Genomic DNA, 16,956 nt, shown 5'->3' with positions numbered 1-16,956 from the left:
AGACGCTGCCGGCCACGCACGAAGGGCGCCCATGCAGCCTGTTGTATCGGACCGTCTGGATGGTCTTTTGGGGGGCCTCAGTGCGCGCAAACGCGTAGCCGTGTGCCAGCTGCCGGTCTCGGTGACTGTTGGGCTGGTGGTGCTTGCCGCTGCTGCCTTCAGCCCGGAGACGCTGGCCAGCAACCTGTTCATGGCGGCCCTGCTGTTCCATGTGGCCATCGCCGCGGCCTGCGTGGCCGTCCCGTGGGGCAGGCTCCCGGCCAGCGCGTTTGCCGTTATTCCGCTCCTGGACTGCCTGGCCATCGGGTTCACGCGTGAGGCGGGAGGCCCGGCCTTCAGTGTCCTGAGCTTGACGCTGCTCTTCCCCGTCATTTGGCTTTCGGCGCAGGTCCGGCCGTTCATGCCCGTTCTGGCCATTGCGGGGACCGTCCTCAGTACGGTGGCCCCCTCCGTCCTCCAGGGCTCGGTGCCGGCGGGCGGATCAATGATCCGTGTCCTCATCCTCCCGCTGGTGATGACCGTCGTCGCGGTCAGCGCCCACGTGGTGGCCACCACCATCCGCCGGCACCGCGCGCGGATTGTCCAGAATGAGCAGGACCTGGCCCGCACCCTGGACGAAAGCATCCGCCGGCAGGGCCTGCTCGACGCCGTACTGAAGGCCGTGGGCGTGGGCGTGTGGGTGGTGGACGCCCGGGGCCGCACCGTGCTGGCAAACAAGGCCATGCGCACGGACCCTGCCCTGGCCGGCGTCGTGGATCCTGCCGGTGCGCCGGGCCTGCTGATGGCGGACCGCTGCACCCCCGTACCGCCGGCCCTTCTTCCTGCAGCCCGGGCCGCGGAAGGGGACGCCTTTGCGGATGAGCTGTATTGGGCCGGCCCTCCGGAACGGCAGCATGCCTATTCCGTGAGCTCGCACGGTTTCCCGCCGGCCGGGGGCCAGGAAGCCGGCGCGGTCATCACCTTTGTGGACGTCACCACCCTGGTGAGTGCCCTGGCGGCCAAGGACGACTTTGTTGCCACTGTCTCGCACGAGCTGCGGACACCGTTGACCTCCATTCTGGGCTACCTGGAACTGGTCCTGGACGAACCCGATCACGAGGACATCAGGGAGGAGCTCCAGGTGGTGCGCCGGAACGCGGAGCACCTGCTGAGCCTGGTCAATGACCTCATCGCCGTGGCTTCGGAGCGGGTTGACCTTTCGCTTGAGGAGGCGGACCTGGCCCGGCTGCTGGCACTCGAGGTTGATGCCGCCCAGCCCAAGGCCGCCGGCAACGGGCTCCAGCTGGTGCTTGAAGCGGAGGAGCCGCTCCCTGCCAGGGTGGACCCGCAGCGGATCAGCCAGGTGTTCCGGAACCTGCTCTCGAATGCCATCAAGTACTCCCCCAACGGTGGCATCATCACGGCCCGTGCCGTCAGCACCGACTCGGGCATGGCCTGCTCCATCACCGATACCGGGCTGGGGATGACGGCTGAAGAGCAGGAACAGGCGTTCACCAAGTTCTTCCGTTCGGCGCGGTCACGCGAAACCGCCATCCCGGGCGCCGGCCTGGGACTGCCCGTCAGCAAGACCATCGTTGAAGGCCACGGGGGTTCCATCAGCCTGGACAGCGAGCCCGGTGTGGGCACCACGGCAACGTTCATCCTGCCGCACGCCTAGCGGCCCGGAACCCTGCCCGCCGGAGCCGGCAAAGGGTTGCAGGCAGGCAAGTCAGGACGCGGCGCCGGCCAGCCAACTGGAAACGTCGCTGCGCAGCACCAGCAGTGGGCCGCCGGTGGCGCTGACGTTGCCGTTTGCCACGTAGTACCCCCGGCCAGAGCCTGTTCCCCCGGCCGCGCGGTCCAGCGCATCCACCAGATGCCGCGGCAGGTGGCCCTGGGGGCCAAGGCTGCGGAGCTCCTCCACTTCTTCCGCCGTGAGTCGTCCCAAAACCTCAGCAATGTTGGCCACGAGTGCTCCCTTCGAGCGGAGTGCCTGGCAGAGTGCCTGAAGGAATAACCTAGAGCAGCGCCGTGAACTCCACGTTAACGGCGGACGGCAACTGCACTTTTCTGAAGATCCGGAGACCCAATGCCCATTCGAAGCGCAGGCATCCTGTTGTACCAGCAGGACCCCGCCACCCCCGAGGGCGCCCGGAATGGGTTGCAGGTGTGGATCGCCCACATGGGCGGCCCCTTTTGGGCCCGCAAGGACACGCACGCCTGGTCCATTCCCAAGGGTGAGTATGCCGACGGCGAGGATCCGCTGGCCGCAGCGCTGCGGGAGTTTGCAGAGGAGATGGGGACCGCGGCCCCGGAGGCCGACTACCGGCTGCTGGGCGAGTTCCGGCAGTCCTCGGGAAAGCTCGTTACGGCCTATGCCGCCGAGGCCGGGTTCTCCCCTGAGGTGATCACCAGCAACACGTTCCCGCTGGAATGGCCCAAGGGGTCCGGCAAAATCCAGCACTATCCCGAAATTGACGACGCCCGCTGGTTCCCGGCGCAGGAGGCCCGGACCAAGCTCGTGAAGGGCCAGCTGCCTATCCTCGATGCACTGGTTGAGGGCTTGGCAGGCAGGTAGCAGGCCTGCCTGCCAAGCCAGGCAGGGGCGGCGGCTAGAACGGCGACCGCCGCGAACAACGCACGGCAACCGGTCCCAAACGAGCCAAACCGGTCGTGCACGCCACCGCCCCGAATCAGCTGTGGAGCTGGGACATCACGATGCTCCACGGCCCGGGGAAACACACCTACCGGCTCTACACGATGTTGGACGTGTTCTCCCGCAAGGTCGTTGGGCACCGGGTCGAACACACCGAAACCGCGTCCCTGGCCGCGGCACTGATCAACGACGCGGTCACCGCGAACCGGCAGCGCCCAGAGGTGCTTCATGCCGATAACGGGGCACCCATGAGGGCCGGCAGCACCCTTCAGCTGGCCCAGTCCCTGGGCATCACTCTGTCCTACTCCCGGCCAAGGGTCTCGGACGACAATCCCTACTCCGAATCACTGTTCAAGACCGTGAAATACGACCTGGACTTTCCGCGCCGCTTCCGCGACATCCAGCACGCCCGGGACTACATGGCGGCTTGCTTCGCCAACTACAACGCCAACCACCGCCACAGCGGTTTGAACTACTACACCCCGGACCTCGTCCACAAAGGGCGCGGGAACCAAGCACGCCTACAACGGCAAGCCACCCTCGACGCGATCTATGCACGCCATCCGCAGAGATACCGCAACAAACCCACCGCACCAGCTGTGCCCTCTCAGGCCGGCATCAACCACAAAACCACCCCGCTGTCACAGACAGCTTGATATATACCGCCGTTCCGGCGATCGCGCACCGTTCAGGCGTTTTCGGTGTTTGCCTAGGCGCCGGCGAGCACCAGGGCAACACTGTGGCCGCCAAAACCGAACGCGTTGACCAGGCCGGCTCGCGGGGATCCGGCAGCCAGGGCCAGGGAGTTTCCGGTTACGACGTTGAGGTCCACTTCCGGGTCCAGCGACTCCACGTTCAGCGTCCCTGGCAGCTGTCCGGTGCGCAGGGCTTCGAGGACCACGACGGCGGCCAGCGCACCGGCGCCGCCCAGCAGGTGTCCGGTGTGCCCCTTCGTGGACGTCACCGGCACGGAGGCGCCGAAGACGGCATTGATCGCCTGGCCTTCCAGCCGGTCGCCCACCGGGGTGGACGTGGCGTGTGCGTGCACGAAGCCAATGTCCGCCGGCTGCATGCCTGCCGCATCCAGGGCCTTCTGCATGACGCGGCGCTGCATGGCGGGATCTGCGGCCACGATGTCGTTGGCATCTGAGGTAACCGCTCCGCCGGCCACGGCCCCAAGGACGGCGGCGCCGCGGGCACGGGCGTGCTCCTCACTCTCCAGCACCACCACCCCGGCGCCCTCGGCGAGCACAAAGCCGTCCCGGCCGCCGTCGAACGGGCGCGAGGCCCGCTGCGGGTCATCCGAGCGGGTGGACAGGGCCCGGATCTGGGCGAAGCCGCTGATCACCAGGTCGTTGACGGAGGCGTCCACACCGCCGGCAATCACGACGTCGGCGGCGCCGGAGCGGATCAGCTCGGCTGCCTGGACAATCGCCTCGGCCCCGGAGGCGCAGGCGCTGACAGGCGTCCGGGCGCCGCCGCGCGCGCCAAGGTCGATGGACACCCACGCGGCCGGGCCGTTCACCATCAGCCGGGTCAGGATATGGGGCGACACCTTGCGCGGACCTGACTGGTTCAGTGTCCGGTCCTGCTCGATGGTGGAACCCAGTCCGCCGTAAGCTGACCCGATCACCACCGCGAACCGTTCGGGGTCCACGTCGGGGCTGCCCGCCTGGGTCCAGGCCTCCCGGGCAGCAACCAGGGCAAGCTGGCCGCAGCGGTCCATCCGCTTCATTTCGCGGGTGCTGAGGTGCTCCGAGAGGTCGGTGGTGATTTGGCCGGCCATCTGGACCGGCAGCTGTTCCGCCCAGTCCTGGTCCAGCGCGGTGATTCCGGAGCGGCCGTCAAGCAGGGCTTCCCAGGTTTCCTTGACCGTGGACCCAAGGGGGTTGATGGTTCCGGCGCCGGTGACTACGGCGCGGGGTGCAGGAGTTTCCACAAGTGCCTTACTTCGCCGGGTTGTGCGTGCCGATGGTCAGCAGCGTTAGGTCAGGGTGGTTCTTCTCGATCCGGCGGAGCGCCCAGACGTCGTTGAACAAGGCGAGGTATTCGCCGTCGGACCGCAAAAGCACCTCAGCGCCCGGCACGTTTGCCAGCGCGGGCATGGCATCCGCCGTCGAAATCCTGGCCAGCGAGTAGGGCAGGCGCTCCAGCCGCATGGGGGCGCTGAAGTCATGCGCCATCCGGTCCTCCACCACCTCGAACTGCATGGGCCCGACGGCGGCAAGCACCGGCGCCTGGTCTCCGCGGAGGTCGGAGCGGAGCAGCTGGATGACGCCCTCGTGCTCGAGCTGCTCGATGCCGCGGCGGAACTGCTTGAACTTGCTGGGGTCCTTGGACCGGGCCACCTGGAAGTGTTCGGGCGCGAACAGCGGGATGGCCGGGAATTCCACCGGGTTCTCCAGGAAAAGGCTGTCGCCGACGCGCAGCGAGGAGGCGTTGACCAGCCCCACCACGTCCCCGGGGTAGGCCTCGTCGATGACTTCACGTTCGCGGCCGAACACCTGCTGGGCGTACTTGGTGGCGAAGGACTTGCCGGTGCGGGTCTGGGTGACCACCATGCCGCGCTCGAAGACGCCGGAGCACACGCGGATGAAGGCCACGTGGTCGCGGTGTGCCTTGTTCATGCCCGCCTGCACCTTGAACACGAAGCCGGAGAACGGCGATTCAACCGGTCGCGGGTTGCCGTCGATGTCCGGGCGGGGCGCGGCCGGCGGGGCAAAGTCCACCAGTGCGTCGAGCAGTTCCTTCACGCCGAAGTTCAGCGCTGCCGAGCTGAACAGGATGGGGGTGGCCTTTCCGCCGTGGAAGGCCTCGACGTCGAAGTCAAGGTTGGACTCGATCACCAGGCCTGCTTCGTCGACGGCGTCGGACCAGTTGCTGCCCTGGTCTTCGGCTGCTTCCTCGGGGCTGAAGTACTCGGTGATGGCGATCTGGGCTCCGGCGTTGTTGCGCTGGAACCGGGCGAAGCGGTCGTTGCGGAGGTCCCAGACGCCGCGGAAGTCGCCGGAGATGCCCACGGCCCAGGTCAGCGGCATGGGCTGCAGGCCGGTGCGTTCAGTGATTTCGTCCATCAGGGCCAGGGCGTCCAGGCCGGGCCGGTCCCATTTGTTGATGACGGTGATGATGGGCAGGTTCCGCTGCTTGCAGACCTCGAAGAGCTTCATGGTCTGGGTTTCCAGGCCCTTGGCGGCGTCCACCAGCATGACGGCGCAGTCGACGGCGGCGAGCACGCGGTAGGTGTCTTCCGAGAAGTCGGCGTGGCCGGGGGTGTCAAGCAGGTTGATGACAGTGTCCCGGTAGGAGAACTGCAGTGCGGCGGAGCTGATGGAGATACCGCGGTCCTTCTCCATCTGCATCCAGTCCGAGACCGTTTCCTTGCGGTTGGCCTTACCGCTGGAGGCGCCCGCGGTACCGATCACCTTCGCGTGCAGGGCCAGCGCCTCCGTCAGCGTGGACTTACCGGCGTCGGGGTGGGAAATGACGGCGAAGGTCCTGCGGCGGCCCGCCTCCTTGTGAATCTCGGAGATCCGGGCGGGGGTCAGGACATCTTGGGACACGGTGCTACTTTCGCTGCGGTTGTGGCTGCCCAGGGCCTTTCGGGTTCTGCACTGCGGCTCAAGGGCGGGAATGTCATTGGCAAACGGCCAAAGTACAAGTTTATCGCAGGCCCGCAAACCGGTACCGGCTGCGCTTAACGCGGGCGAAACCGGACGTTCAAAGCCTCGAAATGCCGGGCCGTTAGCTTGGGGCGCATGATGCATGGCGCCATATTCCCGGGCAACCCCTTCTTCGATCCGCTCGCCACCAATCTGGCCGCGGGCCCCGTGGGTGCGGGTACTGTTGGTGCGGCCACTCAGGGGCCCGCCGCTGCCCTCCCGTCGGCCCCGCAGCGAAAACGGGGCGTCCAGACGGCGGCCGAGCACAAAGCGCTGCGGGCGGCGTCCCTCTCAAAGGTCAGCCGGGATTTGGAGCGGATGCTCCGGGACCGCAAGCGCTGACATTTACCGGCCACCCCGCAGGACCGGCATGATGTGCTTATGCGCAGCATCGAACTGGTCTTTGATGACAGCACCGACGCCCTCATCCGGGCCGATTGGGCAAGGCTCGAGGCCGCCGGCCTCCCAAGCCTGGCCGCGCACACCTCCCCCAGCAACAGCCCGCACGTCACGATGGCCGCAGGCATGGACCTGGAGTCCAGCCAGGAAGGGCCCTGGGCGGCACTGCCCCTGGACATAGCGTTCTCCGGCGCCTTCGTTTTTCCGGCCGGTCCGGGCAAATATGTGCTGGCACGCGCGGTCCTGCCGACCGCTCCCCTGCTGGACCTGCACCGGCGCCTGCACCAGGGTCTTTCCGGTGCGCAGCCGCTGACCCTGCCGGGCGCCTGGACACCGCACGTCACCATCTCCCGCCGCATACCGGGCCACCAGCTGGGAATGGCCATGGACCTGCTGGACCTGCGGATCGGTGGCCGATGCGCGGCGGCCCGGCTGTGGGACAGCAGCACTAAAACGGTGGCGCCGCTGGCTGGGCCCGCCTGAGCGGACGTAGCACCTGCGCGCCGGAAACAGTGAAAAGTACCCTCCGGGTGCGGGGTCCAGACCGCACTTTCCCTGTCGTCCGGCCCACCCCCTAATGAGGCACTTTGGGGCTTGTCCGTGCGGAACTTGGGCTTCTTACCCCTATCATTGAGCTTGCGGGAACCAGAGCACTTTTTGGTCCTGCCGGACAACTGCAGATGCCGGCATTCCTGCGGGCGGCGGTCCGCACCTTTGAAGGGAAACACCTATGGCGCGGAGCCCCGAAGAATCGCTGAGGGCCACTCTGGGCCGGGTTGCACCCGGAACCCCCCTCCGCGACGGCCTGGAACGGATCCTCCGCGGGCGCACCGGCGCCCTGATCGTCCTGGGCTCCGACCGCACCATCGATTCCATTTGCTCAGGCGGCTTCGATATCGGCATTGAGTTTTCTCCCACCCGCCTGCGGGAACTGGCGAAGATGGACGGTGCCATCATCTGCGACAAGGACGCCGGCAATATCCTGCGGGCAGCCGTCCAACTGGTTCCGGACTCAAGCATCGAAACCCAGGAGTCAGGCACCCGCCACCGCACCGCGGAACGGGTGGCCAAGCAGACCGGAGTCCCCGTCATCTCCGTCAGCCAGTCCATGCAGATCATCGCCCTGTACGTCAACGGCTTGAGGCACGTCCTGGAGGGCTCGGAGAACGTCCTGGCCCGCGCCAACCAGGCCCTCGCCACCCTGGAGCGGTACCGCGCCCGGCTCGACCAGGTCACCAGTTCGCTGTCCGCGCTGGAAATAGAGGCGATGGTGACAGTGCGGGACGTTGCCGTCACCCTTCAGCGGCAGGAAATGGTCCGCCGCATCTCAGAGGAAATTTCACAGTATGTCCTGGAACTGGGCGAGGACGGCCGGCTCCTCTCCCTCCAGCTCGACGAACTCACCGTGGGAAGGGGTCCCGGCAGCGACGTGATCATCCGCGACTACGCCAGCCCCAACGCCTCCGCGGATGACATCGACAAAGCCGTCCACGAACTGGTCAACCTTGGCCCCACGGAACTGATCGACCTGGGCAAGATCGCGGCGATCGTTGGTTTCGCAGGCGGGGAAGCCAACCTCGACGCAGTGGTCCAGCCCCGCGGCTACCGGCTGCTGTCCGGCCTGAAGGCAGTTCCCAAGGCCGTGGCCGACCGCCTGGTGGACCATTTCGGTGGCCTGCAGTTCCTGATGGCCGCCACCATCGACGACCTCATGACCGTCGACGGGATCGGCGACCAGCGCGCCCGCACTGTCCGCGAAGGCCTCAGCCGCATGGCAGAGGCCAGCCTCCTGGACCGCTTCCTCTAGAAACCCGGATAACACCCATCGATTGCTCCCCACCGGCTCCCAGCCCTCGCAAGCTCGGGCCGGGGCCCTCGCCGGCGTGGGCCCAAGCGCCGTTTTGAGCGCTGAAAACGGCAGTTACGGAGCAATCGATGAAGAGGCAGCTCAGTTCAGCTGGAAGACGGCCTTGGGACTGGCCCGCGAACCGAGTTTCGCGGTGAAGATGTAATACGCCCCGCCGCCACCGGGCGCCGCGGCCACGGCTTTGCAGCCGTCGGCGCTGCGGTTCCTGCCCCATGGGAAGTTGGCGGTCTCACTGGCGCCCGGCGCAATCACCTTCACCAGGTCCTCGCTCGAGGCCTGGCAGTCCTTCGAAGAGAAGATCCGGTCAGCGCCGCTGGTCACCAGGAACTCCATCTGTGAGGTTCCGATGTTGACCTCGCAGGGGACGGTGCCGCCGTTGGTCACTTTCAGGGTGAGTAGCGGGTTTTCGCCCGGGCCGTAGGCGGGCTTGTCGGTGGCGGCCGTGACGGTCACCAGGTTCTGGTTGCAGGTGGGGGTGGCCGCCGCAGTGGGCGTCGGTGTGGCGGACGGAGATGCCGTTGCCGAAGCTGCAGGGGCAGCCGCGGCGGCGGAATCGGTGGAGGAAGGCTGGGTGGACGAGGCCTGCTGCGAACCGCCGCGGAAGGCACCGGCCAGCGCGAAACCGCTGACCACCAGCACGATCGCCAGCAGGAGCGCACCGCCAACCACCAGGCGCCGCCGCCGGTACACGGCGGCACTCGGTTTCCGGACGCTGCTGGAACCCGCTGCGGTGCCGCGCGCTGATGAATTGCCTTGCCTGCCCATCCTCCTAGGCTAGGGAAACCCACCGGATCTGCACTGCCACCACGCCGCCGCATCCGCATCGCTCTGGTCACAACCGGTTTGCCGCCCGCCCGAACCCATCCACTACAGTGTTGGCATCGACACTCAAACCTCCCCCATCACCCCTGCCCGGGCGGACAATGCAGAACTCGACCTGCTCCACCCCCGGATCAACGAGTGGTTCGCCGGCATTGCCCGCGATTTGCCTTGGCGTGAACCCGGCTGCTCCCCGTGGGGCGTCCTGGTCAGCGAAATCATGCTGCAGCAAACCCCGGTGGTCCGGGTCCTCCCTGTGTGGCACGAGTGGCTCAGGCGCTGGCCCACCCCCGCCGGACTCGCGGGCGAAACTGCCGGCGAAGCCGTCCGCTCGTGGGGCCGGCTGGGTTACCCGCGCCGGGCGCTTCGGCTGCACGCCGCGGCGACGGCAATCGTGCAGGACCACGGCGGCAGGGTCCCGGACACCCACGCCGAACTGCTGGCCCTTCCCGGGGTGGGCAGCTACACCGCCGCCGCAGTGGCGGCGTTCGCGTACGGCCGCCGGGAAACGGTGGTGGACACCAACATCCGCAGGGTGCACGCCCGGCTGGTGTCCGGCACCGCGCTGCCCGCCCCGGCGCTGACGGCGGCCGAGATGCGGCTCGCCGCTGCCCTGTTGCCGGACGACGACGAAACCTCCGTGCGCTGGAACGCCGCGGTCATGGAGCTCGGGGCTTTGGTGTGCACGGCCCGGGCGCCCAAGTGTGCCGCCTGCCCGGTCAAGGACTCCTGCGCGTGGTTGGCGGCGGGTGAGCCACCGCCGTCGTACGTTCCCAAGGGGCAGGCCTGGCACGGCACCGACCGCCAGGTCCGCGGTGCCCTGCTGGCCGTGCTCCGGCTGGCGGAATCGCCGGTGCCGCCGGACATGTTCCAGCGTGAACCCGCCGACCTTGGCTTCGCCCCGGAAGGAATCGGGGTGCCGCTGGCCGCGCTGCACCGGCTCAACTCCGCGCCGGAACAGCTGGAGCGGGCGCTGGCGGGGCTGCTGGCGGACGGGCTGGCAGAGATGCACGACGGCGGTTACCAGCTTCCAGCCTGACCCGCCGGGGGTGCCCGCCCGGGATGGCATACTTCTTGGTGACCGGAACCGGGGGAAACATGAAGACCATTCTGTACATCGTGTGGGCAGTGTTCGTTGCCGGCGCGATATTTTCGCTGCTCTTCGCGGCGCGCAGGACCAGGCGCCAGCAACAACAGATGGCGTCCTGGCCGAAGGCCCAGGCCACCGTCACCGGCAGCGCTACTGGCTGGACCAGCGGCATTGGCGGCGCCAGCCGGAACCTCCGCCACTTCCCCACGTACCAGTTCACGGACCCGCGCGGAACCCTCTTCATGGGCAAGTCGGAAATCTCCGGGGTGGAACCGCCTGTGCCGGGTTCGCTGATCGAGGTGGCCTACAACGCGGCGGATCCCAATGAGTCACTCCAGGTGTCATCGGAACCGCGTACAGCCATGGGCTGCCTGATCGCGTTTTTCGCCGTCTTCGCGGTGGCGTCGTTCTGGTTCATCGGAATTTTCCCGCTGGGCTGAGTGTCCCGCGGGCGCGGTAGCCTGAAGGCATGCACAAGCCCGGGCTGCTGGTGGCGATGGTGGCGGCGGCCCTCGTGTCCGGTTGCGGGCCCACCGGCACCGCCTGCCCCGCGATTGCCCAAGCGACCGCCGTGGCCCTGACTGTCACCGCCGAATACGCGCCGAGGGTGACGGCGCTCCACCTGCAGGCCTGCCAGGACGGCACCTGCAAGGAGGCCGACGTCGAACTGCGCCCCGGCAGCTCCTCCGTCGACCAGGGGTGCACCGAAGAGGGTGCGTGCTCGGCCACCGCATCTCCCGACGGCACCAAGATCGCAGCGCTGATGCTTGAGACGCTGACGGAATCAGCCATGGAGGTCACCGCTTCCGGCACGGCATCCGACGGGACCACGCTTCCTGTCAGGACCCTGGAGTTCCGCCCGCAGGCGTTGTATCCGTTCGGTGGGCAGTGCGGGAAGTTCCTGTCGGCATCGCTCACGCTGGATGGCGGCGGGCTGCACCAGCAGCCGGCCCCCCAAAAGCCGCGGGGCTAGAAGAGCGCCGGCTGGGTGAAGTTATCGCCCTCCGGGTTACCGGGCAGCGGTCCTCCGGCCACCGGCCCGGCGCTCCAGTCGAAGCCGAGTTCGGCGAGCAGTTCCTCCACGGAGGCCTGGCCGTCCAGCACTTCGATTTCCTGGGAGTTTTCTGCAAGCGGCCGTTCCATGGCATCGAGCTTATTCGCAGGAACCGTCTGGCGGTTCAGGGCTCGCCGAAGCCGGCCTCCACCAGGCCCCCGACGTACTCCACGGCCCTTTCCGCGTCGGCGCCCCACGCTTCGACGTGCAGCACCGTACCCTTGCCTGCCCCGAGCGTCATCAAGCCGGTCATGGACGCTCCGTCCACCCCGTTGATGGTGACCTCCGCGTCAAGGGATGCCAGGCCTCCCGCCATCTTCGCAGCGGGCCGGGCGTGCATGCCGGCCTGGTTGACCAGTTCAAAATCCCCCGTGAAGTCAGGGGCGGCGCTGGCGGTAGCTTCCAGGTGCTCCGTTCCGCCGTCGGCCGGTGCCGGCTGGTTGGCGGGGCTCCCCGCTTCTTCGGCCGCCTTCCGGACCGCCTGCACGTCCGCGCCTCCCTGCGCGGCGACGGCCGCGGCCACCAGTCCCTCCACCAGCGGCGCGTCGGCAAGCAGGACGCCAGCGGGATTCTCCAGGAACTCGAGGGCCGATTCCGCGGTCATCACTGCCGATCCGAGGTCCGTCAGCACCACGGTGCCCTCCGCGCCGGCCCCACCCGACTGCCCGCTGGCTCCTTCCAGGGCGGCGAGGACCCTCTCCAGGCTGGTGCCGATCCTGCCGTCGTCGGTGCCCCCCGCTGCCAGGATCATCACGTCCGGCGCCATTTGGGCGGCAAGCTCCACGGCGCCGTCGGCAATCTTTTCGCTATGGGACACCACCACGATGCTTACGGTCACGCAGCTGCCCCAACGGCCGCGCGCAGGATCAAAGCGCTGGAGGCTGCCCCGGGGTCCCGGTGGCCCGCGCTGCGTTCGCCAAGGTAGCTGGCTCGGCCCTTCCGCGCCACCATGGGGTCTGTGGCCACCGCTCCTGCCTCGGCAGCCTCGGCGGCCGCGACCAACACGCCCAAGACGTCCGTGCTGCCGCCGTCCGCAGCGGCCCTGGCAGCATCAACTGCCGGCGTCCACGCATCCACCATGGTCTTGTCCCCGGACTCCGCCTTGCCGCGCGCCACGATCCCGTCCCGGGCGGCTTCCAGGGCGCCCGCCCAGGCGGATGCATCAATCTCTGCGGAATCACCCAGGGAGGTGGCAGCGCGAAGGAACGCGGTCCCATAAAGGGGGCCGGCGGCCCCGCCCACCTTCGACATCAGGGTCATGGCGGTCATCTTCAGCGCGGCCCCCGGGGTCTCCGGCGTCGATTCACCCAGTTTGGCAAGGACCGCCTGGAAGCCGCGGTCCATGTTCTCGCCGTGGTCGGAGTCCCCGATGGCGCGGTCGAGCTCGATGAGTTCGACGCGGTGTTCAGCCATGGCCTGTGCGCACAGCGTCAGCCACTTCACGGCCCAGTTGGCATCCAGCACCACGGCTACACGCCCCAGCGCAGGGCGGCGGTGTGCACGGGAGCGTCCCAGAGTTCCGTGAGCTCGTCGTCGAGCCGGAGGACCGAGATGGAACAGCCCTGCATCTCCAGTGCGGTGATGTAGTTGCCCACGAGCGTCCGTTCCACGGTGGCGCCCGCGTCAGCCAGTACCTGCACCGCCCGCCGGTACACGATGTACAGCTCGCTCAGCGGTGTGCCGCCCATGCCGTTGACGAAAAGCAGGACCTTGTCCCCGGAACTGATCTTGAGGTCGGCCAGCACGGGTTCCAGCAGGCGGTTGGTGATGCTGTCGGCGTCTTCCATGGGGATCCGGTGCCTGCCGGGTTCGCCGTGGATTCCGATCCCGATCTCGATCTCGTCGTCGGCGAGGTCGAAACTTGGCGTGCCCGCGTGCGGCACCGTGCAGGCCGACAGCGCGACGCCCATGGTCCTGACGTTGGCGTTGACCCGTTCGCCGATGGCGGCCACGGCGTCCAGATCGTCGCCACGCTCGGCGGCAGCTCCGGCAATCTTCTCCACGAGGACAGTGCCGCCCACCCCGCGGCGGCCGGCGGTGTACAGGGAGTCCTCCACCGCGACATCGTCGTTGACCAGTACGGTCCGGATGCTTACCCCTTCAGCCTCGGCCAGCTCGGCCGCCGTCTCGAAATTCAGGACGTCCCCGGTGTAGTTCTTGACGATATGCACGACGCCGGCACCTGAGTTGACGGCGAGGGTGGCGGGAAGGATCTGGTCCGGGGTAGGTGAGGTGAACACAGCCCCGGGCACGGCGGCGTCGAGCATTCCCCGGCCCACGTATCCGGCATGCAGCGGCTCGTGCCCGCTGCCGCCGCCTGAAACCAGCCCCACCTTGCCGGCCACTGGCGCGTCGTTGCGCGTGATGTAGATGGGGTCTTCGCTGACGGTGACCAGTCCGGCATGCGCCAGGCCGAAGCCCTGCACAGATTCCTGGACAACGGATTTTGGATCGTTGATGAGTTTCTTCATGGCGGTGCTCCTGGCTGTGCTCCTGAAGGATGTGTCTCCGACCCTACTACCGGCATCGCGGCTGGCGGTAGGTTCCTCCGCCCCCGGTTTTCCGGGCGTCCGTCAGGGGCCGACCGGGCCGGGACGCAGCAAAGGGACAGCCCCCAATGACTGTCCCTTTCCTGAGGCCCCCCACATACCGGCCTCCAGAAGTTTATCCATCAATTCGAATAAAGCAAACAGGCGTTTCCCCTGGTGGAAGGGCGCTGCTTCCTAGAGGGTGCGGATCATCCGGGTGTTGCCAAGGGTGTTGGGCTTGACGCGTGCCAGGTCGAGGAATTCGGCCACACCTTCGTCATGTGAACGCAGGAGCTCCGAATACACTTCCGGGTCCACCGCGGACTGGTCCGCCATCACCTCAAAGCCGTGGCGCTTGAAGAAGTCCACCTCGAAGGTCAGGCAGAAGACCCGGGACACCCCGAGGGCCCGGGCCTCCTCCAGCAGGCTTTCCACCAGGACGTGTCCCACCCCTTTGCCGCGCCATTGCCCGGACGCGGCAAGGGTGCGGATCTCGGCGAGGTCCTCCCACATGACGTGCAGGGCCCCGCAGCCGATCATTTCGCCGTCGCTGGACTCGGCGATGCGGAACTCCTGCAGGCTCTCGTAGTACGCCACCGTCTCCTTCGCCATGAGGATGCGCTCCTCGGCCAGGGGAGCCACAAGCTTCTTGATGGCGTGGACGTCGCTGGTGCGTGCTGGGCGGATATGGAAGGAGTCGGTCACTAGGCAATCCTACGAGGCGCAGGAACGGCCGGGAGCCTACAGCCCCAGTTCGGCCGGCAGATCGAGCTCCTGGCCCAGGACGTTTTTCGCCAGGAACCACTCCACCACCTGGTACCAGACCTTGGCGTGCTGGGGCTGGAGGATCCAGTGGTTTTCGTCCGGGAAGTAGAGGAACCGGTGCGGGGTCTGCCCGTCCTGGTCCGCTGCCAGCCGGGACTTGGACAGGAGCTCGTACCAGAGCCGCAGGCCTTCCCCGATGGGCACGCGGTAATCCTTGTCGCCATGGATCACCAGCGTGGGCGAACTGATCTTCTCCGCGTGCAGGTGCGGTGAGTTTTCCAGCGCCATCCCTTCGGTCATTTCCTTCAACCAGTACTGCGAGGCGTCCGTGGTGGGGCCAAACTGGTCCAGCGCCCACAGGCTGGCGTGGGTGACCACGGCCTTGAACCGGTCCGTGTTGCCCGCCACCCAGTTGGCCATGTACCCGCCGAAGGAGCCTCCCATCGCAGCGGTCCGGGCCTCATCGATGTCCGGCCGTTCCACTGCAGCGTCCGTGACGGCCATGAGGTCGGTGAACGGCGCCTTGCCCCAGGCGCCCCAGCCGCGCTGGATGTAGGCCTGGCCGTAGCCCGTCGACAATGCCGGGTCCGGGAGCAGCACCGCGTAGCCCTTTGCGGCCAGGAGCCACGGGTTCCACCGCCAGGTCCAGGCGTTCCAGGATCCCAGGGGACCACCGTGGATCCAGAGCAGCATCGGCGCGGGCGCCTCTGCCGACGCACCCTCGGGAAGGGCAAGGTAGGCAGGCACCCGGGAACCGTCCGGAGCCGTGGCGGCGATCCGCTCCAGCCGGCCCGGGCGGGACGGCCGTTCTGCCGGTACAGGCAGGCGGGTGGTTTCCCCGGTGGCCACGTCGATCCGGACGGCTTCGGGCGGGAATTCATAGGAGCTGCGCAGGGCGTAGGCATACCGGCCCTCCGGCGAGACCACGATGTCGGAGTAGGCCGCAGCGTCCTGCGTCACCCGGGCGACACCCACCTCAGCGGCAGCCGCCGGAACGCTGACCCGGAAAACCGGCGACGCGCCGTCGTCGTCCGCTGTGACCAGGAGGGCGGATCCGTCCGGAAGCCAGGCTGCCGGCCTGGGCCAGCGGTCCCAGTCGTGGGCAAGGGGCCGGAGGCCGCCGGGCTCCCCTGCTCCCCCGGAGACGTCCAAGAGGTGCATCCTGACCTCTGGAGCCTGCTGCGGGGTGGAGTCGCTTTCACTGATCACCACCAGGGTCTTGCCGTCCGGGCTGACCGGACCCGGGAAATAGCTCATACCGTCCTGGTCCAGGAGCACCTTGAGGCTGCCCGATGCCACATCCACCGCCACCAGGACGGAGCGGCTGTCCGCCTTGGCGAGGGGTTTGGCATAGCTGCTGTAGACGGTCTTCCCGTCCGGACTGACAACTGTCTCAGCTTCCCTCAACCGGGGGCCGGCCTCGGGCGTGAGGTTGCGCAGGACCAGGGGCGCAGTGGCGTCAACGGTTGTGGGCTTCCCGTGCTCCTGCTCCTGGCCCGTTTCCACGGCGAAGATCCGCGGCTGGCCGGGGCCCAGGTCGGCGTCCCAATAGCGCACCGGGTACTCGCTGTGCAGGATGGCCGAGACCTTCCGGTCCTTGCGGGATTTGCGCCGTTCGGCATCGTCCTCCTCGTCCGCGGACCCTGCCAGTACCTCGGCCGCCACGAACGCGGCATCGGCGTTCCTGGCGGTCATCACCTTGCCGACGCCGCCGGGCCGGCTGAGGACCACCCTCGCTTCCCCGCCGTCTGCCGGCAGGAGCCACAGGGCATTGACCGGCTCGTCATCGGGGCTGTCCGGATCGGGCCGCGCAGATGTGAAGTAGACATCGCCGTTCGCAGCGAACGCCGCACCGGCCTCGCCCTTGGCGCTGCGGGTGATGCGCCGGGCGTGCTTCTGCCCGGCCGGGTCCAGTTCCCACAGCGCGCTGGCAAATTCGGTGCCCTTGCCGTTCAGGGTGGCGACGGTAGTGACCAGGCGGGTGCCGTCGGGGCTCAGGGCCAGGCCGCTTACCCGCGGGATGGCCAGGTAGTGGTCGAGGTCGTGGAAGGGGGTCAGTGGTTGCTCGTCCGGGATCGCCGGATTCTGATTAGCCATGCCCCGATTCAACACGGTTTGTGGCCGCCGTCACAAACCCTAG

Annotated in this window: 19 protein-coding genes; 9 read left to right on the top strand and 10 right to left on the bottom strand. The window is 67.8% G+C overall.

The window, feature by feature from the left end:
• Window positions 1-100: 100 nt before the first annotated feature.
• Window positions 101-1,657 carry a sensor histidine kinase gene (locus tag AC1DIP_RS10445; RefSeq protein WP_477733682.1) on the top strand — a complete coding sequence of 519 codons (1,557 nt, stop codon included), beginning with the start codon at window positions 101-103 and terminating at the stop codon, window positions 1,655-1,657.
• A gap of 51 nt (window positions 1,658-1,708) precedes the next feature.
• Here the strand turns inward: AC1DIP_RS10445 and AC1DIP_RS10440 are convergent, their stop codons facing one another.
• Entirely contained in the window at window positions 1,709-1,948 is a 240-nt protein-coding gene (locus AC1DIP_RS10440) for a hypothetical protein (protein WP_476208585.1), read from the bottom strand.
• A 120-nt stretch (window positions 1,949-2,068) separates the two neighbouring features.
• Between AC1DIP_RS10440 and AC1DIP_RS10435 the strand changes: the two genes are divergently transcribed.
• Window positions 2,069-2,557 carry an NUDIX domain-containing protein gene (locus tag AC1DIP_RS10435; RefSeq protein WP_476208583.1) on the top strand — a complete coding sequence of 163 codons (489 nt, stop codon included), beginning with the start codon at window positions 2,069-2,071 and terminating at the stop codon, window positions 2,555-2,557.
• Between the two features lie 95 nt (window positions 2,558-2,652).
• Window positions 2,653-3,291, top strand: coding sequence for a DDE-type integrase/transposase/recombinase (locus AC1DIP_RS10430; RefSeq protein WP_476208582.1), 639 nt, complete (start codon window positions 2,653-2,655; stop codon window positions 3,289-3,291).
• Between the two features lie 53 nt (window positions 3,292-3,344).
• On the opposite strand, the gene AC1DIP_RS10425 is transcribed toward AC1DIP_RS10430, so the two are convergent.
• Window positions 3,345-4,574 (bottom strand): beta-ketoacyl-[acyl-carrier-protein] synthase family protein, encoded by a 1,230-nt coding sequence (locus AC1DIP_RS10425; protein WP_477733681.1) that lies wholly within the window; start codon window positions 4,572-4,574, stop codon window positions 3,345-3,347.
• 7 nt (window positions 4,575-4,581) lie between these two features.
• The gene (locus AC1DIP_RS10420; RefSeq protein WP_477733680.1) at window positions 4,582-6,195 is read right to left on the bottom strand and encodes a peptide chain release factor 3; all 1,614 of its coding nucleotides are present in this window, start codon (window positions 6,193-6,195) and stop codon (window positions 4,582-4,584) included.
• A 195-nt stretch (window positions 6,196-6,390) separates the two neighbouring features.
• Between AC1DIP_RS10420 and AC1DIP_RS10415 the strand changes: the two genes are divergently transcribed.
• The 3 genes from AC1DIP_RS10415 (at window position 6,391) to disA (ending at window position 8,500) form a co-directional block, all read left to right on the top strand.
• Window positions 6,391-6,636, top strand: coding sequence for a hypothetical protein (locus tag AC1DIP_RS10415; RefSeq protein WP_476208577.1), 246 nt, complete (start codon window positions 6,391-6,393; stop codon window positions 6,634-6,636).
• 39 nt (window positions 6,637-6,675) lie between these two features.
• Window positions 6,676-7,176 (top strand): 2'-5' RNA ligase family protein, encoded by a 501-nt coding sequence (locus AC1DIP_RS10410; RefSeq protein ID WP_476208576.1) that lies wholly within the window; start codon window positions 6,676-6,678, stop codon window positions 7,174-7,176.
• A gap of 247 nt (window positions 7,177-7,423) precedes the next feature.
• On the top strand, window positions 7,424-8,500 hold the full coding sequence (gene disA, locus AC1DIP_RS10405; protein ID WP_141183018.1) for a DNA integrity scanning diadenylate cyclase DisA: 1,077 nt from the start codon (window positions 7,424-7,426) through the stop codon (window positions 8,498-8,500).
• 141 nt (window positions 8,501-8,641) lie between these two features.
• Here disA and AC1DIP_RS10400 read toward each other — a convergent pair whose 3' ends face one another.
• The gene (locus tag AC1DIP_RS10400) at window positions 8,642-9,325 is read right to left on the bottom strand and encodes a hypothetical protein (protein ID WP_477733679.1); all 684 of its coding nucleotides are present in this window, start codon (window positions 9,323-9,325) and stop codon (window positions 8,642-8,644) included.
• Window positions 9,326-9,599: 274 nt separating this feature from the next.
• Between AC1DIP_RS10400 and AC1DIP_RS10395 the strand changes: the two genes are divergently transcribed.
• Genes AC1DIP_RS10395 through AC1DIP_RS10385 form a run of 3 tightly spaced genes read left to right on the top strand, consistent with a single transcriptional unit; the run spans window position 9,600 to window position 11,442 of the window.
• Complete coding sequence (locus tag AC1DIP_RS10395; protein ID WP_477733678.1) at window positions 9,600-10,418, top strand: HhH-GPD family protein; 819 nt, start codon at window positions 9,600-9,602, stop codon at window positions 10,416-10,418.
• A 59-nt stretch (window positions 10,419-10,477) separates the two neighbouring features.
• Entirely contained in the window at window positions 10,478-10,909 is a 432-nt protein-coding gene (locus AC1DIP_RS10390; RefSeq protein ID WP_477733677.1) for a DUF3592 domain-containing protein, read from the top strand.
• A gap of 29 nt (window positions 10,910-10,938) precedes the next feature.
• The gene (locus tag AC1DIP_RS10385; protein ID WP_477733676.1) at window positions 10,939-11,442 is read left to right on the top strand and encodes a hypothetical protein; all 504 of its coding nucleotides are present in this window, start codon (window positions 10,939-10,941) and stop codon (window positions 11,440-11,442) included.
• On the opposite strand, the gene AC1DIP_RS10380 is transcribed toward AC1DIP_RS10385, so the two are convergent.
• From AC1DIP_RS10380 to AC1DIP_RS10355, 6 genes are all read right to left on the bottom strand, one after another.
• Entirely contained in the window at window positions 11,439-11,612 is a 174-nt protein-coding gene (locus AC1DIP_RS10380; protein WP_477733675.1) for a hypothetical protein, read from the bottom strand. The two genes, AC1DIP_RS10385 and AC1DIP_RS10380, sit on opposite strands and share 4 nt — an antisense overlap.
• 35 nt (window positions 11,613-11,647) lie before the next feature.
• Window positions 11,648-12,361, bottom strand: coding sequence for a dihydroxyacetone kinase phosphoryl donor subunit DhaM (dhaM, locus tag AC1DIP_RS10375; protein ID WP_477733674.1), 714 nt, complete (start codon window positions 12,359-12,361; stop codon window positions 11,648-11,650).
• Window positions 12,358-12,990, bottom strand: a complete 633-nt coding sequence (dhaL, locus tag AC1DIP_RS10370; protein WP_476208563.1) for a dihydroxyacetone kinase subunit DhaL — start codon at window positions 12,988-12,990, stop codon at window positions 12,358-12,360. The genes dhaM and dhaL overlap by 4 nt, the downstream gene beginning before the upstream one ends.
• Window positions 12,991-12,992: 2 nt before the next feature.
• Window positions 12,993-13,994: a dihydroxyacetone kinase subunit DhaK gene (gene dhaK / locus AC1DIP_RS10365; RefSeq protein WP_477733673.1), complete on the bottom strand. Its 1,002-nt coding sequence runs from the start codon at window positions 13,992-13,994 to the stop codon at window positions 12,993-12,995.
• Window positions 13,995-14,246: 252 nt separating this feature from the next.
• Window positions 14,247-14,756 (bottom strand): amino-acid N-acetyltransferase, encoded by a 510-nt coding sequence (locus AC1DIP_RS10360; protein ID WP_141158566.1) that lies wholly within the window; start codon window positions 14,754-14,756, stop codon window positions 14,247-14,249.
• Between the two features lie 36 nt (window positions 14,757-14,792).
• Window positions 14,793-16,913 (bottom strand): S9 family peptidase, encoded by a 2,121-nt coding sequence (locus tag AC1DIP_RS10355; protein ID WP_477733672.1) that lies wholly within the window; start codon window positions 16,911-16,913, stop codon window positions 14,793-14,795.
• Between the last annotated feature and the right edge of the window lie 43 nt (window positions 16,914-16,956).

Source organism: Pseudarthrobacter sp. 05T312, assembly GCF_056396685.1.
This window is presented reverse-complemented; position numbering and strand designations above follow the sequence as displayed.